The following is a 26270-nucleotide window of genomic DNA, read 5'->3' on the forward strand; positions in this document are numbered from 1 at the left end:
TGAAAACAACAGACACCTTTTATTCCGGTAAGATAGCGGTCCGAGCCAACGCAACCGAGAAGGATTTCTTATGCGGATTGCCATTCTGGATGACTATCAGGATCAGGTGCGCCACCTCCCCTGCTTTGCCCTGCTGGCGGGTCATGACGTCACCATCCTCAACCAGAGCGAACCCGATACAACGCGCCTTGCCACCCTGCTGGAAGGAATGGAAGCACTGGTGCTGACCCGCGAGCGTACCTGCATCGACGAACAGCTGCTGATGCGGCTTCCCACCCTTAAACTCATCAGCCAGACCGGCAAAGTCAGCCAGCATATCGACCCGGCACTGTGCCAGCAGTACGGCGTTGCCGTGGCAGAAGGGATCGGCAGCCCTATTGCTCCCGCCGAGCTCTGCTGGGCGCTCATCATGGCAGCCTCCCGCCATATACCTGTTTACAGCCAGGCGTTAAGCCAAGGCCAATGGCAGCAATCTGGTGACCTCGGTTTGGGACGCACGCTGCATGGGCTGACGCTCGGCATCTGGGGCTACGGCAAGATAGGCCAGCGGATCGCCCGCTATGGCAAGGCATTTGGCATGTCGGTACTGATATGGGGCAGTGAGGCTTCGCGCAGGCAGGCCGAGCTGGATGGCTATGCCTGCGCCTCCAGCAAGGAGGTTCTCTTCAGTCAATCCGATATCCTCACGCTGCATCTGCGCCTGAGCGAGGCAACCCGCAGCACTGTTACCCGCGCAGATCTGGCCCGCATGAAAGTTGACTCTCTGCTGGTCAATACCAGCCGTGCCGAACTTATCGAGCCGGGCGCCCTCTATGCAGAGCTAAGTACCCATCCTGGAAAACGGGCCGCGCTCGATGTATTTGACATCGAGCCGGCGACACAGGAAAGCGAACCCCTGCTGCGCCTGCCCAACGTCTTGGCGACGCCTCATCTCGGCTATGTGGAGCAAAACAGCTACGAACTCTACTTTCGCGTGGCGTTCGAGAATGTGCTGGCCTTTGCCGAAGGCAAACCTGCCAACCTGGTTCTGCCCATATCGGGTGGGTGATCACGTTACTTCTGCCGTATTGGCGCCAATATCCAAATCCCTGGCAGATAAAGGAAAGCAACCTTCATGAGCGAATACCAGAAGATGATTAGCAGCCAACCGTACAACTGCATGGCACCCGAGTTGGCCCAGTTGCGCCGGGAAGCGGCACGGCGCTATCGCCGTTTCAATCAGGCGGAAGAGGAGGCAGAGCAGCGGGCACTACTGGCGGTGCTGATTGGCAAATTGGCTGAGAATGCCTTTATCTGCCCGCCCCTCTACTGTACCTATGGCCGCCACATCCACCTGGGCAAGGACTCCTACATCAATATGGGAGCGACCCTGCTGGACAATGCCCCCATCCGCATCGGAGCCAACGTGATGATTGGGCCAAACGTGCAGATCTATACCGCAGCCCACGCACTGGAGGCCGACGAACGGATTCAGGGCACAGAGACGGCGCTGCCGGTCACCATTGAAGACAAGGTCTGGATTGGTGGCGGAGCCATCTTGCTGCCCGGCGTCACCATAGGGCGGGAGGCGATCGTCGGCGCAGGTGCCGTAGTCACCAAAGATGTACCGGCCGGTACTCGGGTAGTCGGCAACCCGGCCCGGATCCTGCCAGCCAAAAACAGGGCATAAGGCAGCCAACCGGGTTGTATGCCGATACCGCCATCAGTTCACAACAGCCCCGAAACCCCATAAAAAAATAAAGCCCAATGTCACGAAGACGTTGGGCTGTTAAAAGGTGCTACGGAATTGCGACTCTCATCGCAGAAAAATTAGAAGGAGTGCCCTTCTAAACTGGCAGGGAGATATTAGCGAATGCGCAAACGTTTTACATAGTGAAATACAACAGGATTGCGAGGTACATCGCACTATTTAAATAATTACCTGCTATGACGCGCGAAGCCTCTTTGACCCATTTATTTTCCCCAATTTCTCTGGTTACTATTCACGGTTAAACAGAAAAGCCCCGATTTCTCGAGGCTTTGCTTCTCTCAACCGCAACGTGGCCGAAAAGTCAGAAACGGCGGACAAACTCATCGAGCGGCAGTTCGCGCAGTTTACGCGCTTCCAGCATGGGGGTGCCGAGGTAGAGGAAACCCACCAGCTGATCCTCTGCCGCCAGTCCCAATCCCTTGTTGATCTGCTCATCGAAGATAAACCAGCCGGAGCGCCAGATACCGTTGAAGCCCTGTGCCTGCGCCGCCATCTGCATCGCCATCAGGGCACAACCTGCGGAGAGCTCCTGCTCCAGTTTCGGCACCTTGGGGTGATCCTGATAACGGGTTGCCACGGCGACGACCAAGGGTGCCCGCAGCGGCGCTTCGTTGCACTTCTTGATGCTCTCTTCATCTTCACCGCGGGCACGGGCCGCCTCGGCCAGCAGTTTGCCCAGCCGCTCGCGCCCCTCTCCTTCAAACAGAATGAACTGCCAGGGAGTCAGGGTGCCGTGATCCGGCGCGCGAAGACCCGCCTTGAGGATATTGTCGAGCACCTCACCGCTCGGGGCGGGATCGGCGAGACGGCCACAGGAGTGGCGATTGAGCAACAGGGTGAGGGCATCCATGGGCAATTCCTTCTCTGGGGCAATGATGGCGCTACCTTAGCACAGCACCGAATGAAGAAAACCCCTGAGGCTCAGGGGTTTATGGCACTTAAAAGGGACAAGAGGGCACAGTTGGCTAGATGATCGCAGCCAGCTCGGCCCCTTGCCGGATAGCACGCTTGGCATCCAGTTCGGCAGCCACGTCGGCACCACCGATGATGTGTACCGGCTTGCCTGCAGCCTGCAAACCCGCCTGCAGCTCCTTGAGGGGCTCCTGCCCGGCGCAGACGATCACCTGATCCACCGGCAGACACTGCTTGCTCTCGCCCACCTGAATGTGCAAGCCCTCGTCATCGATCCCCAGATATTGCACCCCGGAGAGCATCTGCACCTTGCGGTTCTTGAGCACGGTACGGTGGATCCAGCCGGTGGTCTTGCCAAGGCCGTCACCCACCTTGCTCTCCTTGCGCTGGAGCAGCCAGATCTGGCGCTCGGGGGCGTCGATTTCAGGAACCGTGAGGCCACCGCGCTCGCCAAGCTGTTTGTCGATGCCCCACTCCTTGAGCCAGTGATCACGGTACCCATCGGCATCCGTCTCCACCTTCTTCTCGACCCTTTTCTCCACAAGGAATTCGGCCACATCAAAGCCGATGCCGCCGGCACCGATCACCGCCACCTTCTGGCCGACCGGTTTGTGATCCCGCAATACATCGAGATAACTCATCACCTTGGGATGCTCGATCCCCGGAATATTGGGGGTGCGCGGACGAATACCGGTAGCGAGGATCACCTCGTCAAAACCGCCGCCGAGCAGGCTCTCGGCACTCTGGCGCTGGCCAAGGTAAAGCTCGACACCGCACTTCTCCAGCCGTTTGGCGAAATAGCGCAGAGTCTCGTGAAACTCCTCCTTGCCCGGGATCTGCTTGGCGAAGTTGAACTGGCCGCCGATTTCGCTGGCTTGATCGAACAGGCTCACCTGATGACCGCGCTCGGCAGCGTAACAGGCAAACGCCAGCCCAGCCGGGCCCGCCCCCACCACCGCCAGCTTTTTGGGCTGGGGCACGCGGCCAAAGGTCAGCTCGGTCTCGAAACAGGCGCGGGGATTGACCAGACAGGAGGCGCGCTTCTGCTTGAACACATGGTCGAGGCAGGCCTGGTTGCAGGCGATGCAGGTGTTGATCTCGTCCGCCCGGTTCTCGGCCGCCTTGATGACAAACTCCGGGTCCGCCAGGAAAGGGCGCGCCATGGAGACCATATCCGCCTCGCCACCCGCCAGAATCCGCTCGGCCACCTCGGGGGTGTTGATACGGTTGGTGGTAATGAGGGGCACCTTGAGGTGTTTTTTCAGCTCCGCTGTCACCCAGCTGAAGGCGCCGCGTGGCACGCTGGTGGCGATGGTGGGAATGCGCGCTTCGTGCCAACCGATACCGGTGTTGATGAGGGTCACCCCCACCGCTTCCAGCGCTTTGCCAAGGGCAATCACCTCTTCCAGGGTCGAGCCCTGCTCCACCAGATCCAGCATGGAGAGGCGGAAGATAATGATGAAGTCGGTGCCGACCCGCTCGCGGATGGCGCGGACAATCTCCACCGGGAAGCGCATCCGGTTTTCGCTGCTGCCGCCCCAGCCATCGGTCCGTTTGTTGGTGCGCTCGCAGATGAACTGGTTGATGAGATAGCCTTCCGAGCCCATCACCTCGACGCCGTCATAACCGGCTGCCTTAGCCAGCGCTGCTGTAGCCGCGAAGTCGCGAATGGTGCCGCGGATCTGTCGCTCGCTCATGGCGCGTGGCTTGAACGGGGAGATGGGTGCCTTGAGGGCGCTCGGGGCCAGACTGAAAGGATGATAGGCGTAACGACCGGCATGGAGGATCTGCAGCGCTATCTTGCCCCCCTCCTGATGCACGGCGCTGGTCACCTTCTTGTGCTTGCTCACCTGCCAGGGAAAGCTCAGCTGAGAGCCGTGAGGCACCAGCCGACCGCGCAAGTTGGGGGCAATGCCGCCGGTGACGATAAGGCCAACACCACCACGGGCGCGCTCAGCATAAAAGGCGGCCAGCTTGTCAAAACCGCCCTTCTCCTCTTCGAGGCCGGTATGCATGGAGCCCATCAACACACGGTTGCGCAGCTGGGTAAAACCAAGGTCGAGCGGGGTCAGCAGGGTCGGATAGCGGCTCACGATGCCTCCAGTTAATTTTTTGTTATCAAACTGAGGCTAGAGTAAAGAATCGAAAATTCTTTTTCAAACAAATGTTTGGACAATTTTTCAGCGAACAGCCGTGCCCTGAACGAAGATAGGCGGGATCCGCCAGTCGGAAATGGCAATTTCGCCCGCAACTGGTTAATAATGGCTCTTCTCTACCCATTAACAGGGCGATAACGCGACTATGTCTATTTTCAAAGGTCTGGGTTGGTTGTTCCGCAGCCTGTGGCGCCTGCTCAATTTCACCCGGCTGATGCTGGTCAATCTGCTGTTTCTCATCGTAGTGCTGGTCATCGTCTTCAGCGTCAGCCAGAAAGAGGCTCCCAAGGCGCCAATCGAAGGGGCGCTGACCCTCAATCTCAACGGCGTGCTGGTGGAGCAACGCTCCCAGACCGATCCCACCGTACAACTGCTGCGCCAGATGGACAGCAGCGACGAGCAGCCGAGCGAGATCGTCCTCTCCGACCTGCTGTGGGCCATCAAGAGTGCCAAGGATGACGAGCGCATCAAGGCGCTGGTGATCAAGCCGCAAGGGCTGCAGGGGGCCAACTTCACCAAACTGCAGGAGGTGGCGAGCGCCATCGACTCCTTCCGGGAGAGCGGCAAACCGGTGATCGCCATGGCCGACTTCTACACTCAGGGGCAATACCTGCTGGCGGCCCACGCCGATCACGTGCTGCTCAACCAGAGCGGCGCCGTGGTGATCGAGGGGCTTGGGGTCTACCAGACCTACTTCAAGTCGGCGCTGGAGAAGCTCAATATCACCCCGCACGTGTTCAAGGTCGGCACCTACAAATCCTTCGTCGAACCCTATACCCGCGACGAGATGTCCCCCGAGAGCAAAGAAGCGAACCAGCGCTGGCTGGATCAGCTGTGGCAATCCTATGTGGCCGATGTCGCCGAGCAGCGGGAGATCGAACCCGATGCGGTCGCGCCGGGCAAGGATCGCTTCCTCGAGCTGCTGCGCAAGGCCGGTGGCAATGCCGCCAACTACGCCCTCGACAACGGGCTGGTGGATCAGCTGGCCACCCGCGACGAGATGACCCTGGCGGTCATTAAAGAGGTGGGTGAAGCGGACGACCACGGCTGGAAAGGGGTAGGCCTGAAAGAGTATCTGGCTGCCATTCCGGAACAATATCCCCAGAGCGGCAAGGATGAGGTGGGTCTGGTGGTCGCCAGCGGCGCCATCATGGATGGCGTCCAGCCTGCCGGTACCATCGGCGGCGACAGCCTCTCCGACCTGCTGGCCGATGCCCGCCGCGATGACCAGGTGAAAGCCGTGGTCCTGCGGGTCGACAGCCCGGGCGGCAGCGCCTTCGCCGCCGAGCAGATCCGCGCCGAGCTGCTGGCCCTGAAACAGGCAGGCAAGCCAGTAGTGGTCTCCATGGGCAGCTATGCCGCCTCCGGTGGCTACTGGATCTCCGCCGATGCGGACAAGATCTTCGCCTCCCCCACCACTCTCACCGGCTCCATCGGGGTGTTCGGCATGTTCGCCACCATCGACAAGGCGTTGGCCCAGTTCGGGGTGCATACCGACGGGGTTGGCACCACAGATTACGTCGGCGTAGGCCCGACCCGCGCCCTGCCGGATCACGTCGGTCAGGCTATCCAGCTGAGCGTGGAAGATACCTACCAGCGCTTCATCGGTCTGGTCAGCAAGGGCCGTGGTCTGAGCCCGGAAGAGGCCGAGAAAGCAGCCGAAGGGCGAGTCTGGACCGGCGAAGATGCCAAGACCCTGGGTCTGGTGGACGAGTTCGGCAATCTGGATGACGCCATCAAGGCCGCCGCCGAACTGGCCAACCTCAAAGAGTGGCAGGTGACCCCCATCGAGCAGGAGGAGTCCACCAAGGACAAGTTCCTGCGCCAGCTGTTTGACAGCAGTGCCCGCGTGCTGGCCCCCCAGTTGCAAAGCTGGTTGCCGGCAGGATTTGGCAAGGCCTTGGTGGAAGTGAACCGCAGTCTCGACCCGCTTACCCGCTTCAACGATCCGCAAGGCACCTACGCCTTCTGCCCGGTCTGCGTGCAGTAAGCAAGCCGTGACTCCCCCATAAAAAACGGCGACCATCTGGTCGCCGTTTTCTTTATTCAGCCAGTGCGCGCGGCACCGCCAACTTGCTCAATCAGGGATTGAGGCGGGTCGGCATACCGGTACGCTGTTCCAGCACCTGCTTGACCACGTTGGAGTCAGACTCGGCGTGAGCGATGAAGCGGGTGATAGCCGGTGTCATCGGGAGCGGCACGGAGGCGGTGGAGTTGAACTCCTCCTCGGTGCGCGACAGCGGCTCGTGTACTTCCATGTAGCGACCGCCATCCGGCTCGACCGTGGTCTTGACCGGCTGGTTGACGAACTGGACGCGGGTGCCGACCGGCACGTTGTCGAACAGATACTTGATGTCGTCAGCGCGCAGACGGACGCAACCGCTGCTCACCCGCAGACCGATACCGAAGGTGGCGTTGGTGCCGTGGATGGCATAGAGGTTGCCGATATAGAGGGCATGCAGACCCATGGGGTTATCCGGACCCGCTGGCCATACTGCCGGCAGAGTCTTGCCCTGGGCGGCATAGCGACGACGGATGTTCTCGGTCGGGGTCCAGGTCGGGTTAGCGCGTTTGCGCTCTACCTTGGTGATCCAGTTCTCCGGGGTGTTTACCCCCAGCTGACCGATGCCGATGGGCAGTACTTCCACCACGTTCTTCCCTTTCGGGTAGTAGTAGAGACGCATCTCGGCAACATTGATGACGATCCCTTCGCGGGGCGCGTTGGGCAGGATCAGCTGGTGGGGAATGATCAGGGTGCTACCCGCTTTCGGCAGATAGGGATCAACGCCCGGGTTGGCTTCCATGATGTTGGTCAGACCCAGCTGGAAGTCAGCAGCGATCTGCTCCAGCGGACGGTTGTCCGCAGGCACCACGTATTCCTGATTTTCACCGATCAGGCGGCTGTTGGCCGCAGGCAGACGGTACTCGACGGCGGCAGCCTGCTGGCTGACCAGCGCAAATGTGCATAAAAGGGCCGAAGCGGCAGTGCGAAGGGGATTCATAAAATTCCTGTGTGGTTTCCTGTACCAAATGGGCCGGGGGCCGTCTCATCCTCGGTCTGCCGGTGGCGGGTCAACCTGCCCCACGACGCCAATAACCGAGCGCGCATTCTTTCCTGAGTCGGCCAAAATTTCAACTTCCATATGTTGCTTTTCTTGTTAAAAGTAGCCGTTTTCGGTGTGACGCTTATCAACAGGGCAAAAGCCACACTGGCAAGTCGCAGCTGAGTGAAAGATGAATGGCACGGCCCGCCAGTCAGCGAGCCACCCGAGCCCCCGTCAACCACAGCGCAGCGCCACCTTGTGTCACGGTTGCAGCCCTAGCTGAAACGTTTGTCACGCCGGGAGAGATAGACCAATGTCGACGGAGGCTCTTTATTGGCATGAAGAGGGATAAAACCGTGCGTCGGCCACCCGCCGGTGCTGGCAGCCACCATAAAAAAACCGCTCCGAAGAGCGGTTAATGGAGCCACCAGGCAACCATAAAAGGGACTACAGGTAGTTGTCATTGGAATTACTGGACGGCTGCCTCTCCGGTGCCATTCTGCTCTTTGAGGAAGCTGATCCAGGGGGATGCCCGACCGCTGACGTTGCCATTCTGAGCCGCCTGGGTGAAGGCGTTGAGTGCCTCCTTCGGCTTTTGTTGCTCAAAATAGGCGACCCCGGTCAGGAACTTGAGATCCGCACGCTGTTCACCATTGGCATTGGCTGCCGGTTTGGCGGCCAGCGCCACCAGATCCTGATAGCGCTTGCTCTGGATCATCATGCGCGCCATTTTCAGCTGCAATTCGGCGCTCGGGGTCAGCTGGTAGGACTTGGCCAGGGTGTCGATGGCCGGATCCAGCTCCTTGGCCTGATGCCAGTAGTTGGCCAGGGTCTTGTAATTGCTGGCGCTCTGCTCAATCACCCCATCCTTCATCCCCTTCTCCATCACCCGGGCGGCGCGATGGGGAATGCCGGTGAAGGCGAGGTAGTTGGCGAGGCGCTGCAGCTCGGCGGCCTCGGTCAACATGCCGAGGTTGTAGGCCGACTCCAGCGCCGCCAGCGCCTTGGCATCGTTGCCTGCCTGCATATGCATGGCCGACAGCTGGGTCCAGTACTTCTTCTTCTCCGGGAACATGTTGACCAGAGAGGTCAGCACCTCGGTCGCCGGTTTGTACTGTTTCAGCTCGTAGTGAGCGCCCATCTTCAGCAGATACCAGGACTCCGGCGCTTTACCTGCCGACAGCTTGATCGCCTGATCCACTGCCGGGATCGCGTCACGGTACTGCTTGAGTTGCACGTGGGCGTTGGCCAGCGTGATATAGGCATGGGAGTTGGGCTTGTCATCCTTGCCCTGGTTGGCAAACCACTCCTTCATGGTCTTGATCGAGCCCTGATAATTACCCTCCGCCATATAGAGCTGGGCCAGGTTGTAGCGCACCTGCTGGGCCACCGGTGGCGGCAGGCCGCCTGTCGCGATGGCATCGGCAAAGTACTTGGTCGCCTGACCGTATTTCTCCTGCTGGGCGGCCACGAAACCGAGAGTCTGCAATATGACCCCCTTGTCGTAGACTCGCTCGCCCGCGCCGGAGAGCGCATCTTGCAGCTTGGCATTAGCCTCACCGTATTTCTTCTCGGTGATCAGCTCCTGCGCCTTGTTGACCGCCCGATAGGCCCGATCCGACAGGGCCGGCTGCTCGGCGGCCCAACTGGCGGTGCTGAGCAGCACCGCCATGGCGACCGGGGCGAGGATCATCTTGTGTAACTTGTTCATCGCCACCTTCCTTAGTTGACCGCAAACTCGATCTCTTGCTGCATACGGCTCGCCTGCGGCTTGCCATCCACCATGGCCGGTTTGAACGTCCACTTGGCGATGGTTTTGCGCGCCTCTTTGCCGAGGTCATAGCTGCGCGGCTCTTCCTTGACGATCCGCACGTTGCTGACTGTACCGCGCTCGGTGACGGTGAACTCCACCAGCACCTTGCCGGAGGCCAGCCCCGCCAGTGCCGCCTTGCGTGGCATCATGGGCTCGAAGGTTGCCAGCGGAATGGCGCCGTTGTTGCCACCAACGCCGCCACCACCACCGCCGGTGCTGTAGGCACCCAGCGCGTTGCCACCACCTATGTTGACCGGGATGTCAAGCTTGGGCATGTCCATCGGAGCGCTCTCCATCTTCGGCCGATCCGTGCTGGCCACTTCCATCTCGGGAGGCGGCGGCGGACGCTTGGGCGGCGGCGGTTTGGGCAGCTCCCGCTGTTTCTCTTGCAGGGTCTCCTGGGGCTTGAGGCGGATGAAATCGGTCATGGTGACGTCATCCTTCTCCACCAGCTCCCGGTGATCCGGTGTGATCAGCTTGTTCATTCCCAGAAACAGAAAGAACACCACCACACAGGAGACCGCCAACGATATCAGGTATCTCATAGGTCTCTCTCCGGCATCAGCTGCTCTTGTCTGCCGCGATGGAGATGTTCTGGACACCGGCCATGCGGATCTGATCCATGACCTGCACCACCAGACCGGAACGGGATTCGTTATCGGCCTGGATCACCACGGCGCTCTCCGGGTTTTCGGCCCGCAGCCGCTCGATGTTGGCGCGCACCGCACCCACCTCGACCACCCGCTTGTCGACCCAGACCTGACCGTTTTCGCGCACCGCGACCATGATATTGCCCTTCTTCACCGTCTCGGCCGTGCTGGCACTGGGACGGTTGATCTCGACACCGGACTCCTTGACGAAGGAGGTGGTGACGATGAAGAAGATCAGCATGATGAACACTATGTCCAGCATGGGGGTCAAATCGATAGCCGCCTCGTCAGCACCGCTGTCGCTGTAACGTTTTCTCATAGCAGAAACTCCTTGCTTGTTCTGTGCCCCCGGCAGGCCATGCCTCACCGGGGGTATGCATCCTGCATCAACCGTGTTTCAGGTTGTCTTCCAGCTTTTGCACCGCCAGTTTGGCCTTGTGATCGAGCTGGTTGACAAAAAACAGGCCGGAAAGGGCGGCAATCATGCCCGCCATGGTCGGTACCGTTGCCTTGGAGATCCCCGATGCCATCGCCCGCGGCGAACCGGTACCGGTGATGGCCAGGGTGTCAAACACCTGCACCATCCCGACCACAGTGCCGAGCAGCCCCATCAACGGGCAGAGAGCGATCAGCACCTTGATGACCGGCATCCCCTTGTCCACCGCCATGGCGACCCGTGAGACCAGCTCACGCCGGATCTGCTTGGCAGACCAGGAGAGATGATCGGTGCGGGCCAGCCAGGTGGCCTTGGTCTGCTTCACCTGCTTGGGGTAGACCGCCATGAAGTAGAACCAGCGCTCCAGCAACAGGGCCCACATCATCAGAGTCAGGAAGAACAGGGCGACCAGTACATCGCCCCCCAATCCCAAAAACCGGCGGACCGACTCGACTTCTTCAATCAACCAGAACCACATGGGTGACTCCTTACGCTGCGGCTTTGGAGGCGTGCAGACGTTCCTGATAACGGGCGACGAAACCGGCGCTCTGCTCTTCCAGCACCTGGATCAGACGACGGCTCTGGGTCTGCACAATGGTGTAGAGGAACAGCATGGGCACCGCGACGACCAGACCCTGCATGGTGGTCACCAGCGCCTCGGAGATACCGCCCGCCATCAGCTTGGGATCGCCGGTACCGAACAGGGTGATGGCCTGGAAGGTGGCGATCATCCCCACTACGGTACCGAGCAGGCCCAGCAGCGGCGCGACGGAAGCGATCAGCTTGATGATGCTGATGCCCTTCTCGAACTTGGGCACGTTGCGCAGGATGATCTCGTCGAGCTTGGACTCCAGATCCTCGATGTTGTCACCGCGATGGTTCTGGTAGGCCCCCAGCATGTCACCAATGGGGTTGCCCTTGATGATCTGATCAGATTTCAGCTGCTTGCGCATGGACGAGCCGATCAGCGACAGGCGGATACCACAGAAGATGGCCAGCAGGGTACCGATGACCCCCAATGCCAGGATCACATAACCCACGGAACCGCCCTGATCGATACGCTCCTTGAGGGTCGGTGACTGTACCAGCAGGGAGAGGATCACGCCGCGAGACGGGTCGATGAAGATGGGTTTGACCCCGTCACCACCCTGTTCAAACTCGGCGATGGGAGCGAGCACGCTCTTCTCCGGTTGACGGGAGAGTTGCTCGAACTTGCCGGTCTCCGGCACGAAGGTGAGGTACTTGCCTTCGGAGACAGTGTTGAACTCGCCGATCTGGGTGACGGTCTTCTCGGCCTGGTTGCCCTCGCCGTAGACCACGGTCGCCGGGATCTGGCTCACCTTGCCACCGTCCACCATGCGGCTGAGGGTGGTGGTCCAGAACGCTTCCAGATCATCGCTGGAGGGGAGCTCTTTACTCTCGGCCAGACGGGTCAACAGGGCGGATTGCTCCGGATGTTCGACCCGACGAGCGGAGGCGTTGAAGATCCCCTTGAACTCACCGGCGAACTGACGCAGTACACCAAACATCTCGCCCATGTTGCCGGAACGCTGGCGCAGGGTTTCGGTCAGCTCGGTCAGCTGCTTGTCATTTGCATCAAAGGTCGCCTTGAGCTGTTCGCCCTTGGCGGTTTCAGCAGCCAGCTCGGCCTTGGCCTTGGCCAGCAGCGCCCCCTGTTCGTTCTTGTCAGCCAGGAAGCGGGCTTCCCGCTCCTTGTTGAGTTGGGATTCGCTCAGACTGGAGGCCTTGACCTGGTTCAGCAGCGCATTGAGATCCACCGGTTTTTCGGCGGCGGTCACCGGCAGGGTGACCAGGGTTGCTCCCGCAATCAGGGAGGCAATAGCAAGTTTGATTCCTTTCATGATGCTTTCTCCGCAGTTTGAACCGGCAGCTTGATCAGCGCGGGAGGCGCCTGCTTCTTGGCGATGCGAAGGCCCTGTTCAACCGCACTGCGATACTCCTGGGGCAACTCTTCCCACTGGCGGGTCTGCTTGTTCCACATGCCGGTCTCCTGACCATCCGGGGACTGGTAAAGCAGCGCGATGCGGCCAACACGCAGGAACTCGTAGGTCTTCTCGCTGCCATCCTTGTCCAGGCTCGCTTTGTAGGCCTCGATGGTGCGGCTGAAGCCCTCCTCGATCTGGTAGGCCTCCAGGATCTTGCGGTACTTCTCGGAGATGGTGACATCGGCCCGGTTCATCAGGTCGGTCAGAGCCGCCACGCGGTCCTCGCGCTCAACCTTCTGGAACGGCAGATCCAGTGACACAAACTGCTCGAGGGAGTCGATCATCTTGAGCATCAGGGGCACCACTTCGGTGCTGGTCTGGTCGATCTGGGCGATCTGCTTTTGCATCGACGCCAGCTCGGCGCTCTGGGACTCGACCATCTTGCTCACCTGCTCGTTGTAGGTGCGCAGACTGTCGACCTGACGCAGGGCGGCCTTGTACTGGGCCAATGCGGATTCGGCAGATTCGGCATAGCTGTCGATCTTCTGCTGGGAAACTTTGGATGCGTTGTCGGTGGCGGCTTGAGCGTCCACGGCCTGACCGGCAGTGGCGGCACTCAGATTGAAGCTGGTCAACAAGGCGGCCGAAACCAGGCTGCCAAGGAGCGCTTTCTTCATTGTAATGGTCCTTGTCTTCATAGGATTACCCTATCTCCGTAACTTCCTTGGACGTTGGGCACAGCCGGCCCGACCGGGCCGGCTGAGGTTGTATATCAACAGGGTTGATTAGAACTTCTGGGTGTAATCGATGTAGTAGATGCGACCGTCGATGCTGTAGAGGTCTTCATCGTAAGTGAAGCCATCGTTGGACAGAGAGGGGCCACGGTTGAACATGTTCTTCACACCGGTCTGGATCTTGCCATTCCAGCTGGTATCGACCGCCACGTTCAGGTTCCAGACGGTGTTGGAAGCGATATGACCCTCTTCCTGACCATCAACATAGTCCTGGCTCTGGGAATCGATATAGTTGGCGCTCAGGTAGGTATCGAGATTCCACAGCTGCGGGAAGTTGGCACCAATCCCGGAGTTGAGGCGCAAGTCGGGTTTACCATTCCAGCCCTTCTTGTCGATCATCGGACCACCGGCAAACAGCCCCTCTTCGTACTGCAGGATGTAAGTACCACCGAAGTCATAACGCAGGGTGAAGGTGTTGAAGTCGTACTTGTAATCGGCTTTAAAATCTACACCACTGGTCTTGAGTTGCCCCAAGTTGACCATGCCAGCCTTGATCTCCTTGATGGTGCCGTTGGGGAGACGAATTACGTTCGGGTTGCTGCCACTGTTCAGCTCCTGATAAATCTGAGTTTGTGCCGTGGCTAGCTGGATCACATCATCAATCTTGATGTAGTAGTAATCGAGTGACAGATTCAAGTTATCCAGCGGGTTGTAAGCAGCCCCGATAGTGAAGGTATCAGCCGTCTCCTCCTTCAGATTTTTATTGGACTGACGGGTAACGTCATACTGTTTCTCAGGACAGTTAGCTGTGCCGGTAGCATTGCAGCGTACATAGTCCTTGGCATAGTCAGCAGAGAATGAGTCTGCGGCATAGAGATCATCCAGCCCCGGCGCCCGGAACGATTGTGACCAGGAGGTCCGGAACATCAGGTTGTCTAGCGGCTGGTAACGCAGGCTCGCTTTGGGCGAAAAGGCGCTGCCAAAGTCGCTGTACTTGTCATAACGACCCGCCAGGTTCAGCTCGACCTGCTCGGTGATGGGGATCAGGCTCTCGATGTAGGTGGCAAACACATCGCGCACACCACCACCGGAGTTGCCGGATGAACCTATGACGTTGCCTGCTTCAGACTGACTGTCATAGGTATCGGAGTAAGTCCAGTCGTTATACTCGGAGCCCCAGTACCAACCGATTGGACCGGCAGGCAGTTCGCCCATTTCCCAACCCAAACCGCCATACCACTGGAAAAAGTCCATCTTGGAAGTACGCGAGGTATCGTAGGACAACAGATCATTTACTGACTTATCAAACTCACCATTGGTGAACTTGCCATCTTTGATTGCATTACGGGCAGCACTTTTGAGGATATAACCGCTACCATCGCTGGTATTGTCAGTCTTGGAGTACATGTAACCGGCGTTCCATTCAACATCCCCAACGGCCTCGGTAGGTAGTACACCGTCAAAGCCCAGGTTCATGCTGCCGGTAAAGTCAGTCACATCGTTATCACGGGGACCAATATTGTTGAATCGATAGAAAATTGCAGCCTGACCGCCAGTGATTCCGTTCGCAGCCAACAACGCAGGATCATCACTCACAAACGAGCCCGCAGCAGGGGCAAAGCGGCCAAAACTGGTCACCCGAGAGCCGATAAACTGAGGAACAAAATCCACGCTGTCATTGATGTGATAGCGACCATTCACATAGACAGTATCGCGAGAACGAGAGGCTGTTTTAGCAGCGACCTTGGCAAAATCAAAGTTGCACAAACCATCCTGCTCAACAAAGCCGGTCCCGACATTGGCACAGTTGATACCTGCAAGCTGCTTCAGATCACCTGTATCTAAATCCATGATGTTACGGCCAGCAACGCTGGGGGACATTGCACCTTGTAAAGCCAGATAGTCACGGTCACGATAGTAGATCACGTCCTTCTCATCGTGCTCGTAAACCATCATCAGGGACCCTTTCTCCCCATTGACGCCCGCAACTACAGAGCCACTCTTCTCATCACCGCCCTCTTCGGTTGGTGAGCCAAGACGCCCTTGGAATGTCAACCCTTCGAAACCCTCCTTGAGGATCACGTTGATAACACCGCCGATGGCATCAGAACCATAGAGTGCGGAGCCGCCGTCCAGGTTAACTTCCACCCGCTCAACAGCAGCCATGGGGATGGTGTTAAGGTTGATGGAAGTGCCCCCCATGGAGGGGGAGCCAGCAACACGTTTGCCATTGAGAAGCACCAGGGTACGTTCTGAGCCCAAGCCACGCAGCCCTACTGTGGCTTGTGACTGGGCAGAACTACCGGAGGATGGGGAGAAACCACCAAAAGAGTTGTAGGAGGCCTGTTTCAGATAATCCGCCACAGTCTGCTGACCAGACTGTTCAATTTGAGCCTTGCTGACAGAGACAACCGGAGTCGCCCCCTCAACATCAACACGGGAGATACGGGAGCCAGTGACTTTGATTTTCTGCAGTTTTTCGACGTTCTGCCCTTCTTCGGCAGATACGGATGGGGACGCCGCAAGGCTCGCCAAGGCGAACGCAATCGCAGCAGAGATTCTGCTCTTCCTAAGCATCGCTTATATCCTTCCTGGTTGTTTATTGTTTGCTTCCTGATACCGCCCTCTTTGGAGCGATGTGTAAGGCTTATCAATCTTTGACTAGCGACGTCAATGGAGCAGGGGTATGGCGAGGCCAGGCGTAGAATAAGCGGAGTGTATTAATTTTGACCGGCATAATTAGTGAATAATTCTACCAAAAACAACCCACACAATGTAAAAACATTGTTAAATGGTATAAATGGCGCTGAATTAAAATTTGATGAACTTATTAGTTAACGTGCTGTCAGTTTATATCTTATTTTGATTTATTGGCATTAATAAGAATAAAACACTAACTTCATGAGGGTTGCACCTGACCGTTCTCATGGGGATAACAGATAAAATTGTCGAGATGATATCGTTTTCCCTCAATTTCACACCCCAAGCAAAAGCATTACCAATCAACAACTTAAAGACATCCAAAGCTCAAATAAACAGCTGTTTATATTTTTTAAAATAATGTTGAGCAGTAGCGTTTTGTTTTGATTTTCACTTTTCAGATAAAAAACGTCATTTTTCGGTGCTTTTGGTCTCAGCGGGTCATTTGTCCCAGTTTTCCATTTCCTTGTACTTGATTTTTGTTGCAGAGCTTTTACAGTGGCCAAGCGGATTGTCTGCTGTTTGGCAACCAATCCAGCGCGTAATGCCAGGAAGGACAGGCCCGTCACCGGATTTGACTGGCCGCAAAAAAGAACAACAAGGACGAGGTTCCACCATGCTGTCGTATTTCCTACGCCGGATGCTTTTGATCATCCCGACGTTTCTCGGTATCACCCTGCTCGTCTTCACCATCACCCGTTTCGTGCCGGGCGGACCGGTCGAGCGCATGCTGCTGCAAGCCCAGGTTTCCCAGAATGAATCTGGCCGCTCCAGCGGCAGCAAGGGGGCGCAGGCCCTCTCCGATGAACAGATCGAGGAGCTCAAAGCTTTCTATGGCCTCGACAAACCGATGCTGGTCGCCTACTGGGAGTGGCTGCAGAAGCTGGCGGTGCTGGATCTGGGCGAATCGACCCGCTACTACGAACCGGTGTGGGATCTCATCAAGGAGCGGCTCCCGGTCACCGCCTTCTTCGGGCTGGCAACCTTTCTGCTGAGCTATGCGGTCTCCATTCCGCTCGGGGTGGCGAAGGCGCTCAGGCACAACAGCCGCTTCGACTCGTTGAGCTCCATGCTTATCTACATGGCCTATGCCCTGCCCGCCTACGTGGTGGGGATCTTCCTCATCACTGTCTTCGCCTTCCATCTGGAGTGGCTGCCGATGGGCGGTTTTCCGGGGGATGACTTTGAGTACATGGAGAGCAGCTGGGATCAGATCCGCACTGTCTTTGCCCACGCCCTGCTGCCGCTTATCGCCTACGCCATCGGCGATTTCGCCATCCTCACCATGACCATGAAAAACAGCCTGATGGAGAACCTGTCGGCCGATTATGTGCGTACCGCCGTGGCCAAGGGACTGCCATTTCGCAAGGCGGTCACCGACCACGCCATGCGCAACAGCCTGATCCCCATCGCCAGTCACCTGGGGTCTGTGCTCACCGTTTTCTTTGGCGGCTCCTTCCTCATCGAGACCATCTTCAACATCGACGGCATCGGCCTGCTCGGTTACGAGGCGATCGTCGAGCGGGATTACCCCACCGTCATGGGCATTCTGGCCATCACCTCCATGCTGATGCTGATTGGCAATATCGTCTCCGATATCTGTGTTGCCCTCGTTGATCCCCGCGTGCGGTTTGGAGAGTGACCATGAACCAGACCTCTATTGCCATGCCGATGCTGATATCACGCCATATCGTCTCCGATATCTGCGTTGCACCCTCTGTTGACCCCCGCGTGCGGTTTGGAGACTGACCATGAAGCTCAATCCGGTTACCTTGAAAAAACTCAAGCGCTTCAAGTCGATCAAGCGCGGTTACTACTCCTTCATCATCTTCACCACCCTGGTGCTGCTCTCCCTGCTGGCGGAGCTGCTGGTCAACAGCCGGGCACTGATGGTGAGCTATCAGGGACAGTTGCACTTCCCCACCTATGGCGATGTGATCCCCGGTCAGCAGTTCGGGCTCGATTACGAATACGAGACCAACTACCGCCAGCTCAAGGCCAAGTTTGCCGCAGAGGGCCAGGGCGACTGGGTGCTGCTGCCGCTAGTCCCCTGGAATCCCTACGAGCAGGATTTCAAGGAGGATGCCTACCCACCCTACGCCCCCAGCGCGGCTGAGCGCCATTTCCTCGGCACCGACACCAGCGGCCGCGACGTGCTGGCGCGGCTGGTTTACGGCTTTCGCATCGCCATCGGCTTTGCCTTTATCGCGCTGGCGGCCAGTTACGCCATCGGAGTCACCATCGGCTGTCTGATGGGCTTTCTCGGCGGCCGCTTCGACCTCATCCTGCAACGCTTTATCGAGATCTGGTCCCAGGTGCCGTTTCTCTACGTCATCATGATCCTGGTGTCGCTGGCCAAGCCCAACTTCGGCCTGTTTGTCGCCATCAACGTGCTGTTCGGCTGGATGGGGATCACCTGGTATATGCGCACCCTCACCTACAAGGAGCGGGCGCGGGACTATGTGATGGCAGCGCGGGCGCAAGGGGCGACCACCGGGCGGATCATCTTCAACCACATCCTGCCCAACACCCTGATGATGATCGTCACCCTGGCGCCGTTCGCCGTGGTGGGCAATATCTCCACCCTGACAGCGCTCGACTATCTTGGCTTCGGGCTGGCACCGCCGACCCCGAGCTGGGGGGAGCTGCTCTCCCAGGGCATCAACAATCTGGATGCCATCTGGATCGTCAGCTCAGTGGTGGCAGCGGTGAGTCTGGTGCTGATCATGGTCTCCTTTATCGGTGAGGCGATCCGCGAGGCGTTCGATCCGCGCAAATTTACCCGTTACCAATAAGCCAGCCGATGCCAGCGCATCGGCAGGTGCCGGGTAACGAACAGTGATTAATGAAGGACGGGCCGCCGCCATCGGCGGTCCCGGGAGCAAGGGATAATCCCGTTATCAATCAAGACCCCCAGTGCAGGGGCCAGACCTGGAAGTCAAACATGAAAAATACAATCAAATGGATAGGTGCTCTCTTTGTGCTGGTAAACGGATCCTGGGTCTGGGCGGCCAGCCTGCCCGCGGATCTCAAATGGGAGACCAACGACACGGATCCTGCGTTCGCCTCCCCCAAGGCGCTGCCGGGCGGCAGCCTCAATATGTTTGTGGAGAGCTTTCCGCTGACGTTTCGCACCGTGGGGCCTGACTCCAACGGATCGTTCCGCTCCTTTATTCTCGATAACCAGTTGCGGCTCATCAGCTTCCACCCCAATACCGGCAACCCCATCCCCTCGCTCGCGACCCACTGGGCCATCGCGCCAGACAGCCAGACCGTCTACTTCAAGCTGGATCCCCGCGCCAAATGGTCGGATGGCAAACCGGTCAATGCCGATGACTACACCTTCGGCTACGAGATGATGCGCTCCAAACACATCAAGGGGCCCTGGTTCAACAACTACTACACCACTGAAGTGGTAGCGGTAGAGAAGATCGATGATCACACCATCCTGGTCAAAGCGGGCAACCGCAAGGCCAAGATGGACCTGCTCAACACCACCGAGCTGTGGCCCCAGCCCAAGCACTACTACAAGCTGACCCCTAACTGGGTGAAGCAGTACAACTGGGCCGTGGTGCCCACCACAGGTCCCTACGTGATCAGCGACGTCAAGAAGGGCAAGTCGGTCACCTTCAGCAAGCAGAAGGATTGGTGGGCAAAGGATGATCGCTACAACCAGCACAGATTCAACATCGACACCATCAAGGTGCAGGTGATCCGCGACCACAACATCGCCTTCCGCCACTTCCTGAAAGGGGAGATCGATACCTTCGAGATGATCCTGCCCAACTGGTGGCATGAAAAAGCGGTCACCCCGGAGTACAAAAAAGGCTACGTGCAGAAGGTGATGGCCATGACCGACACCAAACAGGGCGGTCAGGGGGTGCACCTTAATGTGGCCAACCCCAAGCTGGCGGACGTGAACGTGCGCCTCGGCATCCAGCACGCCTTCAACATCGACAAAATGATCGAGACCGTGCTGCGCGGCGACTACGACAGAGCCACCACCTTTGACTCGGGTTTTGGCGAGTTCACTGACATCACGTTGCCTGAGCGGGCTTATGACATCGGCAAGGCGCGGGAGTACTTTGCCAAGGGCGGCTATAACAAGCCGGGGCCGGACGGCATCCTGCAAAATGAGAAGGGAGAGCGGCTGACGCTGGCGCTCACCTACACCAGTCAGGAGCACTCCAAGCGACTGACCGTGCTGAAAGAGGAGGCCAAGAAGGCGGGTCTGGATCTGGAGCTCAATCTGGTGGATGGCGCCACCGGCTTCAAGGTGATGCTGGAGAAGAAACACGAAGCGGCCTGGCTCGGCTGGGGCGGCGGCGGTCTCTATCCGCAATATTGGGAGTTTTTCCACTCCGCCAACGCCAACAAGCCGCAGACCAACAACCTGTTCAACGTAGCGGACAAGGAGCTGGACGCGCTGATCGACGCCTACAACGTCGAATTCGACATGGCCAAACGGGCCAAGCTCTCCCAGCAGATCCAGCAGCGCATCTATGACCTCGCCATCTTCGTGCCCGGGGTGCAGCTCAACTATGTGCGGGCCAGCAGCTGGCGTTATGTGATGCTGCCGGAAGTGCCTGCCACCAAGAACACACCGGATCTGCTCTACTGGCCGATGGATGGTTATCCTCACAGTAGTGGCGGTCTGCTCTGGCTCGATCCCAAGGTGAAGGAAGAGACCCGCAACGCCAAGGAGGCAGGGGAGGCGCTGGCGCCCATCAACCTGCTCGACAAGACCTATGCACGTCATTGATATTCAGGCCATTGCGAAGGGAGCAGCCGTTATGCCCAACACCCAGGCCCCCATTCTTGACGTACCGGATAACGGGGGGGAGTTCGCCGCTGATAGCGGCCAGCACCCAGCCCCAATCCTCGAAGTACGCGATCTCGAGGTGGAGTTCGCCGTCGATGACGGCAAGATCAAGGTGCTCGACGGGGTCAGCTTCAAGGTGGCCCCGGGTCAGACGCTGGGGATCGTCGGCGAGTCTGGCTGTGGCAAAAGTGTCACTTCACTCGCCATCATGGGGCTCTTGCCCAAGCCCCATGGTCAGGTGGTGGCCGGTTCCATCCGCTTTCAGGGGGAGGAGCTGCTGTCGCTTGCGCCGGATCAGATGTACAAGGTGCGCGGCAACCGCATCTCGATGATCTTTCAGGAGCCGATGACGGCCCTCAACCCGGTGCAGACGGTGGGGGAGCAGCTGATGGAGGTGTTTCGCCTCCACCGCCCGGAGTATGACAAGGCCCAGCGCAAAGCCGCGGCCATCGCCATGCTGCAGAAGGTGGGTATCCCGGAACCGGCTCAGCGCTTTGCGGTCTATCCCCACAACCTCTCCGGCGGTATGCGCCAACGGGTGATGATCGCCATGGCGCTCTCCTGCGAGCCAGACCTGCTGATTTGTGACGAGCCGACCACGGCGCTGGATGTCACCATTCAGGCCCAGATCCTCGAACTGATGAAAGAGCTGCAAGCCCAGACCGGGATGGCCATCATCTTTATCACCCACGATCTGGGGGTAGTGGCAGAGCTGTGCGACGAAGTGGTGGTGATGTACGCCGGCCGCGCGGTAGAGCAGGCCGATGTGTTCGAGCTGTTTGACCACCCGCGTCACCCCTATACCCACGGCCTGATGAGCTCGATCCCGCGCCTTGAGGATGAGCCCAAGAGCCTGCTCAAGACCATCAAGGGACAGGTACCGGCCCTGCACGAGATGCCCGCTGGCTGCCGCTTCTCCAACCGCTGCCCCCATGCGACCGATCTCTGCATCAGCGCCATTCCGGCGGTGGAGCAACTCAATCCGCGCCACCATGTCGCCTGTCACTACTGGAAGGAGTTGACCCCATGAGCACTCTGTTATCGGTCAGGGATCTGAAACAGCACTTCCGGCTGGGAGGCGGGTTCCTGCGCAAGCAATATACGGTTCACGCGGTGGATGGCATCAGCTTCGACCTGAAACAGGGGGAGACGCTGGGGCTGGTGGGTGAATCGGGCTGCGGCAAATCCACCCTCGGGCGAAGTCTGCTCAAGCTGTTCGAGCCGACCGCGGGCACCATCACCTTCGAGGGGCGCGACATCACCGCCCTCAGCCCGAAAGAGATGCGATCCCTGCGTCAGGAGATGCAGATGGTGTTTCAGGATCCTGCAGAATCCCTCAACAGCCGCCACACCGTGGGCCAGATCCTGGAGGAGCCCTTTATCATCCACGGTAAAGGCAACACTGAGCAGCGTCGCGGCTGGGTGCAGGAGTTGCTGGCGAAAGTGGGCCTGCCGGGCAGTGCGGTGGATCGCTACCCCCACGAGTTTTCCGGCGGTCAGCGCCAACGGATCGGTATCGCCCGCGCCATCGCCCTCAAGCCCAAGCTGCTGGTGTGCGACGAGGCGGTCTCGGCCCTCGATGTCTCGGTGCAGTCGCAGATCGTCAACCTGCTGCTCAGCCTGCAGCGGGAGATGAACCTCTCCATCATCTTCATCGCCCACGATCTGTCGGTGGTCAAACACATCTCGGATCGCATCGCAGTGATGTATCTGGGACGGATCGTCGAACTGGCTGATGCCCAGTCGCTCTATCTAGCGCCGCGCCACCCCTATACCCAAGCACTGATCTCCGCCATTCCGGTACCGGACCCGCGCAGGCGCAGTCAGCGCATTCTGCTGACTGGCGATGTGCCCTCCCCCATCTCACCGCCAAGCGGCTGCCACTTCCACCAGCGCTGCCCCCATGCGACCGAGCTGTGCAAAAGCAAGGCGCCAAGGCTTGAGGCGTGTGATGAGTCCCATCATCAGGTGGCCTGTCACACCCCGCTCGCCGTCGGTAGTCACGCCATCAGCGGCAACGCTATAAGCGGCGACAGCAGGCTGGAGCAGGCGAGCTAGGCGCAGCGAACAAACACCAGGGTAGAAACAGACGAGGCGGCCATCAGGCCGCCTCGTGCTATCGGGTCACTCTTGTCTTATCGAGCCACGGCTGCCGCTTGTCAGGCAATCTGGTAGCGGCCCGGCTTGTGGTTGAGTGTCAACACCAGATTACAGATAACTGCCGCCACGATGGAGAGCGCCAGGATCCAGGGTTGCACCACGAAAAACGAGGCAACAACAATGGCGCAATCGAGCCCCATCTGCAGCTTGCCCGCCCGGATGCCAAAGCGATCCTGAATAAAGAGCGCCAGAATGTTGAAGCCCCCCAGACTCGACTTGTGACGGAACATAATAAGCAGCCCCATGCCAATCAAGGTACCGCCGATCAGCGCCGCATAGAGAGGCTCTATCTTGCCGATCTGCAACACCCCGTTGAGGTGATCGGTCATGTAGGAGACCGCCGCCACAGAAACGAAGGTGTTGAAGGTAAAACGTGGCCCCATCCGCAACCATGCCAGCGCATAGAAGGGCAGGTTGATGCCGAAAAACAGCAGGCCGAAGCTGATGCCGGTCACCTTTTGCAGCAGCAGCGCCAGCCCGGCAGTACCGCCAGTGAGCAGGCCAACCTGATGAAACAGAAAGATGCCGAGGGAAACAAAGCCGGCCGCCGTCAGCAGGGCCAGCACATCCTCATAAATAGGATGAGCAGTGCGAATCGAGGTGTTGTCCATAACCTGTATCCAAGCGAAGTAAAGAGAGAGTGTCTGTCGCCTGCCGTTGCGGGCGGGCTGCGAGCCCTTTCCACAGGGCTTCGTTATGGGGTCCAGTCTATTTTTTGTGAAAAGGATCACAACAGTCAGGCTGAACGCCCCATTCTGGTGCCTGTCATCTGGCATTGACACTCGCTGCACCAAGATGCAGCATGCCGCGCCGACAGAGGCGGTTTGCCATGGCACAAACGCGCCGGCTCTGCTACAAAGCGCGCAGCCCCCTTTTCCCTTCACCGTAAGGAGCCCCATGACCTGCACAGGACCCCAACCATGACGTATCTGGTCACCGGCGTCGCCGGTTTTATCGGCTTTCACGTGGCCAGCCAGCTGTGCGCCGCAGGTCATCAGGTGGTGGGGATCGACAACCTCAACGACTACTACGAGGTGAGTCTGAAAGAGGCGCGGCTTGCCCAACTTGCCAGTTTCCCCAATTTTCGCTTCGAGCGGCTTGATCTGGCAGATCGCGAGGCGATGGCGACCCTGTTTGCCAGCCACGGTTTCGAGCGGGTGCTCCATCTGGGGGCGCAAGCGGGGGTGCGCTACTCCATCGACAATCCGTTCGCCTATGCCGACAGCAACCTCACCGGCATGCTGACGGTGCTGGAGGGGTGTCGTCACCACGGGATTCAGCACCTCATCTACGCCTCCTCCAGCTCGGTCTATGGCATGGGGGATCAGATGCCCTACTCCACCGCGCAGCAGGTGGATCACCCGGTCTCCCTCTACGCTGCGACCAAAAAGAGCGGCGAGCTGATGGCCCACTCCTACTCGGCGCTCTATGGCCTGCCCACCACAGGGTTGCGCTTTTTCACCGTCTACGGCCCCTGGGGCCGGCCCGACATGGCCATCATCAAGTTCACCCGCGCCATCCTCGCGGGCGAGCCTATAGACGTCTATAACCACGGCGATCTCAGCCGCGACTTCACCTTTATCGACGACATCGTCGAGGGGATCCTCGCCGTGACCGACCAGCCGCCCCGTCCCAATCCCGATTGGCACGCCAGCGAGCAGAGCCCGGCCGAGAGCGCGGCCCCCTACCGCATCCTCAATATCGGCAACGGCCAGCCGGTGCGGCTGCTCGATTTTATCGAGGCGCTGGAAGAGGCCATCGGCAAGCCCGCCATCAAGCGGATGCTGCCGATGCAGGCAGGCGACATGCACGCCACCTGGGCCGACAGCGAACCGCTGCACACCCTCACCGGCCTGCGCCCCGCTACGCCTCTCAAGCAAGGTGTTGCCGAGTTTGTCCGCTGGTATCTCGACTACTACCAGCCCGACCGCTGACGAACGCGGGTAGACCCTCGGTCATTGATGAGTTAATCAGATACCACTGATGCCCCGCGGGTTTTAGGATGGCTGAACGCACTGTCTGCGCACCATAGCGAGGATTTGAGATGCAACAACAGGAACAGGGTCTGATCGATGGACTGTTCGACCGCCTCAAGCAAGCGCAAGCCAGGGATAGCAAGCGAGACCAACAAGCGGATCAGCTGATCCGCCAACATCTGGCCCAGCAGCCCGATGTCCCCTACTACATGGCCCAGGCGCTGCTAATTCAGCAGGCTGCCCTTACTCGCCTCAACGAGCGGGTCAAGGAGCTGGAAGCCAGCCAGAGCGCCCCAAATGGTGGCAGTTTTCTCTCCGGCCTGTTTGGTAGCGAAAGCAGCCCTCCTCCGCGCTTTACGCCGCCACCGGCATCCGCGCCTGCCCAGCCAGCATCCCGTACCAGCTCCTTTTTGAGCGGCGCCCTGCAAACCGCAGCCGGGGTTGCCGGCGGAGTCATGCTGGCCGATATGATCGGCGGACTGTTTCACAACAACCGGCCCGAGGAGATCATCGATATCATTGAACCGGCGGCCATTGCCAATCCGGTCGATGCGGAGCCGGTACGCTGGGACGGCTGGGATTCACCTCCCGATGTTGGCAGCAATTTTCTCGACGACGATAGCCAGAGTGGCGGCTGGGCCGACAGTGACGATAACAACGGCGGTTTCTTCTGACCGTCAAACCATTACTGGCCCCGTATCTGGCGGGGCTCAACTCGATACGAAACCCATGACTATGGAAAGTGGGATGACACCACGGATCGGCAGCGGCATGACGCGATATACTCAGCGCGCTTCGTGCCACCCGGGAACAGCTCCCGACCCCAGGCGCTCTGTCCGTGGCCACGCAACACCCCCATGACGACAAGGAGCCACCTCATGATCCGAACCCTGCTTTTGACCGGTGCCGCCATTGCGGCCTATGCCCTGACCCAGAGCCACTCTCTGCTTCCCCTGCTCAGCCTGCTGGCCCTGCTTTCGCTCTGGGTTGTCAGCGAAATTGGCAGCTTCTATCGCGCGCTTCCTCCCGCCGTGCTGGATGAGCAGGAGTATCACCACGACTTTTAACCGGATGAAAAATGGTGTGAAACTGTCGAGATGCCGTTAGCTCCATACCGTTTTGCTCTCTGAAATCAACCGGCTATAACAACAGGATCCACTGGGTTCGTGGC

22 protein-coding genes are annotated in these 26270 nt (G+C 58.9%); 11 read left to right on the forward strand and 11 right to left on the reverse strand.

Annotation, left to right across the window (positions count from 1 at the left end; all coding sequences use genetic code 11):
* Positions 1 to 70: 70 nt before the first annotated feature.
* Together WBR25_RS16815 and WBR25_RS16820 are read left to right on the forward strand one after the other, a co-directional pair.
* The gene (locus WBR25_RS16815; RefSeq protein WP_479748673.1) at positions 71 to 1048 is read left to right on the forward strand and encodes a D-2-hydroxyacid dehydrogenase family protein; all 978 of its coding nucleotides are present in this window, start codon (positions 71 to 73) and stop codon (positions 1046 to 1048) included.
* Positions 1049 to 1114: 66 nt separating this feature from the next.
* A complete protein-coding gene (locus tag WBR25_RS16820) occupies positions 1115 to 1669 on the forward strand; it encodes a sugar O-acetyltransferase (protein WP_429059884.1) in 555 nt (184 codons plus the stop codon).
* A 382-nt stretch (positions 1670 to 2051) separates the two neighbouring features.
* On the opposite strand, the gene WBR25_RS16825 is transcribed toward WBR25_RS16820, so the two are convergent.
* Together WBR25_RS16825 and WBR25_RS16830 are read right to left on the reverse strand one after the other, a co-directional pair.
* On the reverse strand, positions 2052 to 2600 hold the full coding sequence (locus WBR25_RS16825; RefSeq protein WP_106842291.1) for an NAD(P)H nitroreductase: 549 nt from the start codon (positions 2598 to 2600) through the stop codon (positions 2052 to 2054).
* Between the two features lie 115 nt (positions 2601 to 2715).
* On the reverse strand, positions 2716 to 4755 hold the full coding sequence (locus tag WBR25_RS16830; protein WP_429067170.1) for an oxidoreductase: 2040 nt from the start codon (positions 4753 to 4755) through the stop codon (positions 2716 to 2718).
* Between the two features lie 208 nt (positions 4756 to 4963).
* On the opposite strand from WBR25_RS16830, the gene sppA reads away from it, so the two are divergent.
* Positions 4964 to 6808 carry a signal peptide peptidase SppA gene (sppA, locus tag WBR25_RS16835; protein WP_479748674.1) on the forward strand — a complete coding sequence of 615 codons (1845 nt, stop codon included), beginning with the start codon at positions 4964 to 4966 and terminating at the stop codon, positions 6806 to 6808.
* A gap of 91 nt (positions 6809 to 6899) precedes the next feature.
* On the opposite strand, the gene WBR25_RS16840 is transcribed toward sppA, so the two are convergent.
* From WBR25_RS16840 to WBR25_RS16875, 8 genes are all read right to left on the reverse strand, one after another.
* Positions 6900 to 7820 carry a L,D-transpeptidase family protein gene (locus tag WBR25_RS16840; protein ID WP_005338927.1) on the reverse strand — a complete coding sequence of 307 codons (921 nt, stop codon included), beginning with the start codon at positions 7818 to 7820 and terminating at the stop codon, positions 6900 to 6902.
* Positions 7821 to 8331: 511 nt separating this feature from the next.
* Positions 8332 to 9573 carry a tetratricopeptide repeat protein gene (locus tag WBR25_RS16845; protein ID WP_479748675.1) on the reverse strand — a complete coding sequence of 414 codons (1242 nt, stop codon included), beginning with the start codon at positions 9571 to 9573 and terminating at the stop codon, positions 8332 to 8334.
* A gap of 11 nt (positions 9574 to 9584) precedes the next feature.
* Positions 9585 to 10220 carry an energy transducer TonB gene (locus WBR25_RS16850; RefSeq protein ID WP_005343441.1) on the reverse strand — a complete coding sequence of 212 codons (636 nt, stop codon included), beginning with the start codon at positions 10218 to 10220 and terminating at the stop codon, positions 9585 to 9587.
* Positions 10221 to 10236: 16 nt separating this feature from the next.
* A complete protein-coding gene (locus tag WBR25_RS16855; RefSeq protein ID WP_005338933.1) occupies positions 10237 to 10644 on the reverse strand; it encodes an ExbD/TolR family protein in 408 nt (135 codons plus the stop codon).
* 67 nt (positions 10645 to 10711) lie between these two features.
* Positions 10712 to 11239 carry a MotA/TolQ/ExbB proton channel family protein gene (locus WBR25_RS16860; RefSeq protein ID WP_005338936.1) on the reverse strand — a complete coding sequence of 176 codons (528 nt, stop codon included), beginning with the start codon at positions 11237 to 11239 and terminating at the stop codon, positions 10712 to 10714.
* 10 nt (positions 11240 to 11249) lie between these two features.
* A complete protein-coding gene (locus tag WBR25_RS16865) occupies positions 11250 to 12623 on the reverse strand; it encodes a MotA/TolQ/ExbB proton channel family protein (protein ID WP_042054929.1) in 1374 nt (457 codons plus the stop codon).
* Positions 12620 to 13384, reverse strand: coding sequence for a DUF3450 domain-containing protein (locus WBR25_RS16870; RefSeq protein WP_005338938.1), 765 nt, complete (start codon positions 13382 to 13384; stop codon positions 12620 to 12622). Before WBR25_RS16870 ends, WBR25_RS16865 begins: the two co-directional genes overlap by 4 nt.
* Before the next feature lie 108 nt (positions 13385 to 13492).
* On the reverse strand, positions 13493 to 16018 hold the full coding sequence (locus tag WBR25_RS16875; RefSeq protein ID WP_479748676.1) for a TonB-dependent receptor: 2526 nt from the start codon (positions 16016 to 16018) through the stop codon (positions 13493 to 13495).
* Between the two features lie 739 nt (positions 16019 to 16757).
* On the opposite strand from WBR25_RS16875, the gene WBR25_RS16880 reads away from it, so the two are divergent.
* The 5 genes from WBR25_RS16880 to WBR25_RS16900 all read left to right on the forward strand — a co-directional run bounded on the left by WBR25_RS16880 (position 16758) and on the right by WBR25_RS16900 (position 23021).
* On the forward strand, positions 16758 to 17783 hold the full coding sequence (locus WBR25_RS16880; protein WP_139710230.1) for an ABC transporter permease subunit: 1026 nt from the start codon (positions 16758 to 16760) through the stop codon (positions 17781 to 17783).
* Positions 17784 to 17892: 109 nt separating this feature from the next.
* On the forward strand, positions 17893 to 18936 hold the full coding sequence (locus tag WBR25_RS16885; RefSeq protein ID WP_005349432.1) for an ABC transporter permease: 1044 nt from the start codon (positions 17893 to 17895) through the stop codon (positions 18934 to 18936).
* A 149-nt stretch (positions 18937 to 19085) separates the two neighbouring features.
* Positions 19086 to 20903, forward strand: a complete 1818-nt coding sequence (locus tag WBR25_RS16890; protein ID WP_479748677.1) for an extracellular solute-binding protein — start codon at positions 19086 to 19088, stop codon at positions 20901 to 20903.
* 31 nt (positions 20904 to 20934) lie between these two features.
* Positions 20935 to 21993: an ABC transporter ATP-binding protein gene (locus WBR25_RS16895; RefSeq protein WP_378005470.1), complete on the forward strand. Its 1059-nt coding sequence runs from the start codon at positions 20935 to 20937 to the stop codon at positions 21991 to 21993.
* A complete protein-coding gene (locus WBR25_RS16900; protein ID WP_042080595.1) occupies positions 21990 to 23021 on the forward strand; it encodes an ABC transporter ATP-binding protein in 1032 nt (343 codons plus the stop codon). Before WBR25_RS16895 ends, WBR25_RS16900 begins: the two co-directional genes overlap by 4 nt.
* A 101-nt stretch (positions 23022 to 23122) precedes the next feature.
* On the opposite strand, the gene WBR25_RS16905 is transcribed toward WBR25_RS16900, so the two are convergent.
* A complete protein-coding gene (locus tag WBR25_RS16905) occupies positions 23123 to 23734 on the reverse strand; it encodes a YitT family protein (RefSeq protein ID WP_005349421.1) in 612 nt (203 codons plus the stop codon).
* A gap of 309 nt (positions 23735 to 24043) precedes the next feature.
* Between WBR25_RS16905 and WBR25_RS16910 the strand changes: the two genes are divergently transcribed.
* The 3 genes from WBR25_RS16910 (at position 24044) to WBR25_RS16920 (ending at position 26166) form a co-directional block, all read left to right on the forward strand.
* Positions 24044 to 25057: an NAD-dependent epimerase gene (locus tag WBR25_RS16910; RefSeq protein WP_479748679.1), complete on the forward strand. Its 1014-nt coding sequence runs from the start codon at positions 24044 to 24046 to the stop codon at positions 25055 to 25057.
* A gap of 110 nt (positions 25058 to 25167) precedes the next feature.
* Entirely contained in the window at positions 25168 to 25773 is a 606-nt protein-coding gene (locus WBR25_RS16915) for a DUF2076 domain-containing protein (protein WP_479748681.1), read from the forward strand.
* A 204-nt stretch (positions 25774 to 25977) separates the two neighbouring features.
* The gene (locus WBR25_RS16920; RefSeq protein ID WP_043822919.1) at positions 25978 to 26166 is read left to right on the forward strand and encodes a hypothetical protein; all 189 of its coding nucleotides are present in this window, start codon (positions 25978 to 25980) and stop codon (positions 26164 to 26166) included.
* Positions 26167 to 26270 lie beyond the last annotated feature (104 nt).

It is taken from the genome of Aeromonas sp. MTB (assembly GCF_056632455.1).

Excerpts from the sequence above, each read along its gene's own strand:
- WBR25_RS16815 (WP_479748673.1), top strand. The coding sequence starts at position 71 with ATGCGGATTGCCATTCTGGATGACTATCAGGATCAGGTGCGCCACCTC.
- WBR25_RS16820 (WP_429059884.1), top strand. The coding sequence starts at position 1,115 with ATGAGCGAATACCAGAAGATGATTAGCAGCCAACCGTACAACTGCATG.
- WBR25_RS16825 (WP_106842291.1), bottom strand. The coding sequence starts at position 2,600 with ATGGATGCCCTCACCCTGTTGCTCAATCGCCACTCCTGTGGCCGTCTC.
- sppA (WP_479748674.1), top strand. The coding sequence starts at position 4,964 with ATGTCTATTTTCAAAGGTCTGGGTTGGTTGTTCCGCAGCCTGTGGCGC.
- WBR25_RS16840 (WP_005338927.1), bottom strand. The coding sequence starts at position 7,820 with ATGAATCCCCTTCGCACTGCCGCTTCGGCCCTTTTATGCACATTTGCG.
- WBR25_RS16845 (WP_479748675.1), bottom strand. The coding sequence starts at position 9,573 with ATGAACAAGTTACACAAGATGATCCTCGCCCCGGTCGCCATGGCGGTG.
- WBR25_RS16850 (WP_005343441.1), bottom strand. The coding sequence starts at position 10,220 with ATGAGATACCTGATATCGTTGGCGGTCTCCTGTGTGGTGGTGTTCTTT.
- WBR25_RS16855 (WP_005338933.1), bottom strand. The coding sequence starts at position 10,644 with ATGAGAAAACGTTACAGCGACAGCGGTGCTGACGAGGCGGCTATCGAT.
- WBR25_RS16860 (WP_005338936.1), bottom strand. The coding sequence starts at position 11,239 with ATGTGGTTCTGGTTGATTGAAGAAGTCGAGTCGGTCCGCCGGTTTTTG.
- WBR25_RS16865 (WP_042054929.1), bottom strand. The coding sequence starts at position 12,623 with ATGAAAGGAATCAAACTTGCTATTGCCTCCCTGATTGCGGGAGCAACC.
- WBR25_RS16870 (WP_005338938.1), bottom strand. The coding sequence starts at position 13,384 with ATGAAGAAAGCGCTCCTTGGCAGCCTGGTTTCGGCCGCCTTGTTGACC.
- WBR25_RS16875 (WP_479748676.1), bottom strand. The coding sequence starts at position 16,018 with ATGCTTAGGAAGAGCAGAATCTCTGCTGCGATTGCGTTCGCCTTGGCG.
- WBR25_RS16880 (WP_139710230.1), top strand. The coding sequence starts at position 16,758 with ATGCTGTCGTATTTCCTACGCCGGATGCTTTTGATCATCCCGACGTTT.
- WBR25_RS16885 (WP_005349432.1), top strand. The coding sequence starts at position 17,893 with ATGAAGCTCAATCCGGTTACCTTGAAAAAACTCAAGCGCTTCAAGTCG.
- WBR25_RS16890 (WP_479748677.1), top strand. The coding sequence starts at position 19,086 with ATGAAAAATACAATCAAATGGATAGGTGCTCTCTTTGTGCTGGTAAAC.
- WBR25_RS16895 (WP_378005470.1), top strand. The coding sequence starts at position 20,935 with ATGCCCAACACCCAGGCCCCCATTCTTGACGTACCGGATAACGGGGGG.
- WBR25_RS16900 (WP_042080595.1), top strand. The coding sequence starts at position 21,990 with ATGAGCACTCTGTTATCGGTCAGGGATCTGAAACAGCACTTCCGGCTG.
- WBR25_RS16905 (WP_005349421.1), bottom strand. The coding sequence starts at position 23,734 with ATGGACAACACCTCGATTCGCACTGCTCATCCTATTTATGAGGATGTG.
- WBR25_RS16910 (WP_479748679.1), top strand. The coding sequence starts at position 24,044 with ATGACGTATCTGGTCACCGGCGTCGCCGGTTTTATCGGCTTTCACGTG.
- WBR25_RS16915 (WP_479748681.1), top strand. The coding sequence starts at position 25,168 with ATGCAACAACAGGAACAGGGTCTGATCGATGGACTGTTCGACCGCCTC.
- WBR25_RS16920 (WP_043822919.1), top strand. The coding sequence starts at position 25,978 with ATGATCCGAACCCTGCTTTTGACCGGTGCCGCCATTGCGGCCTATGCC.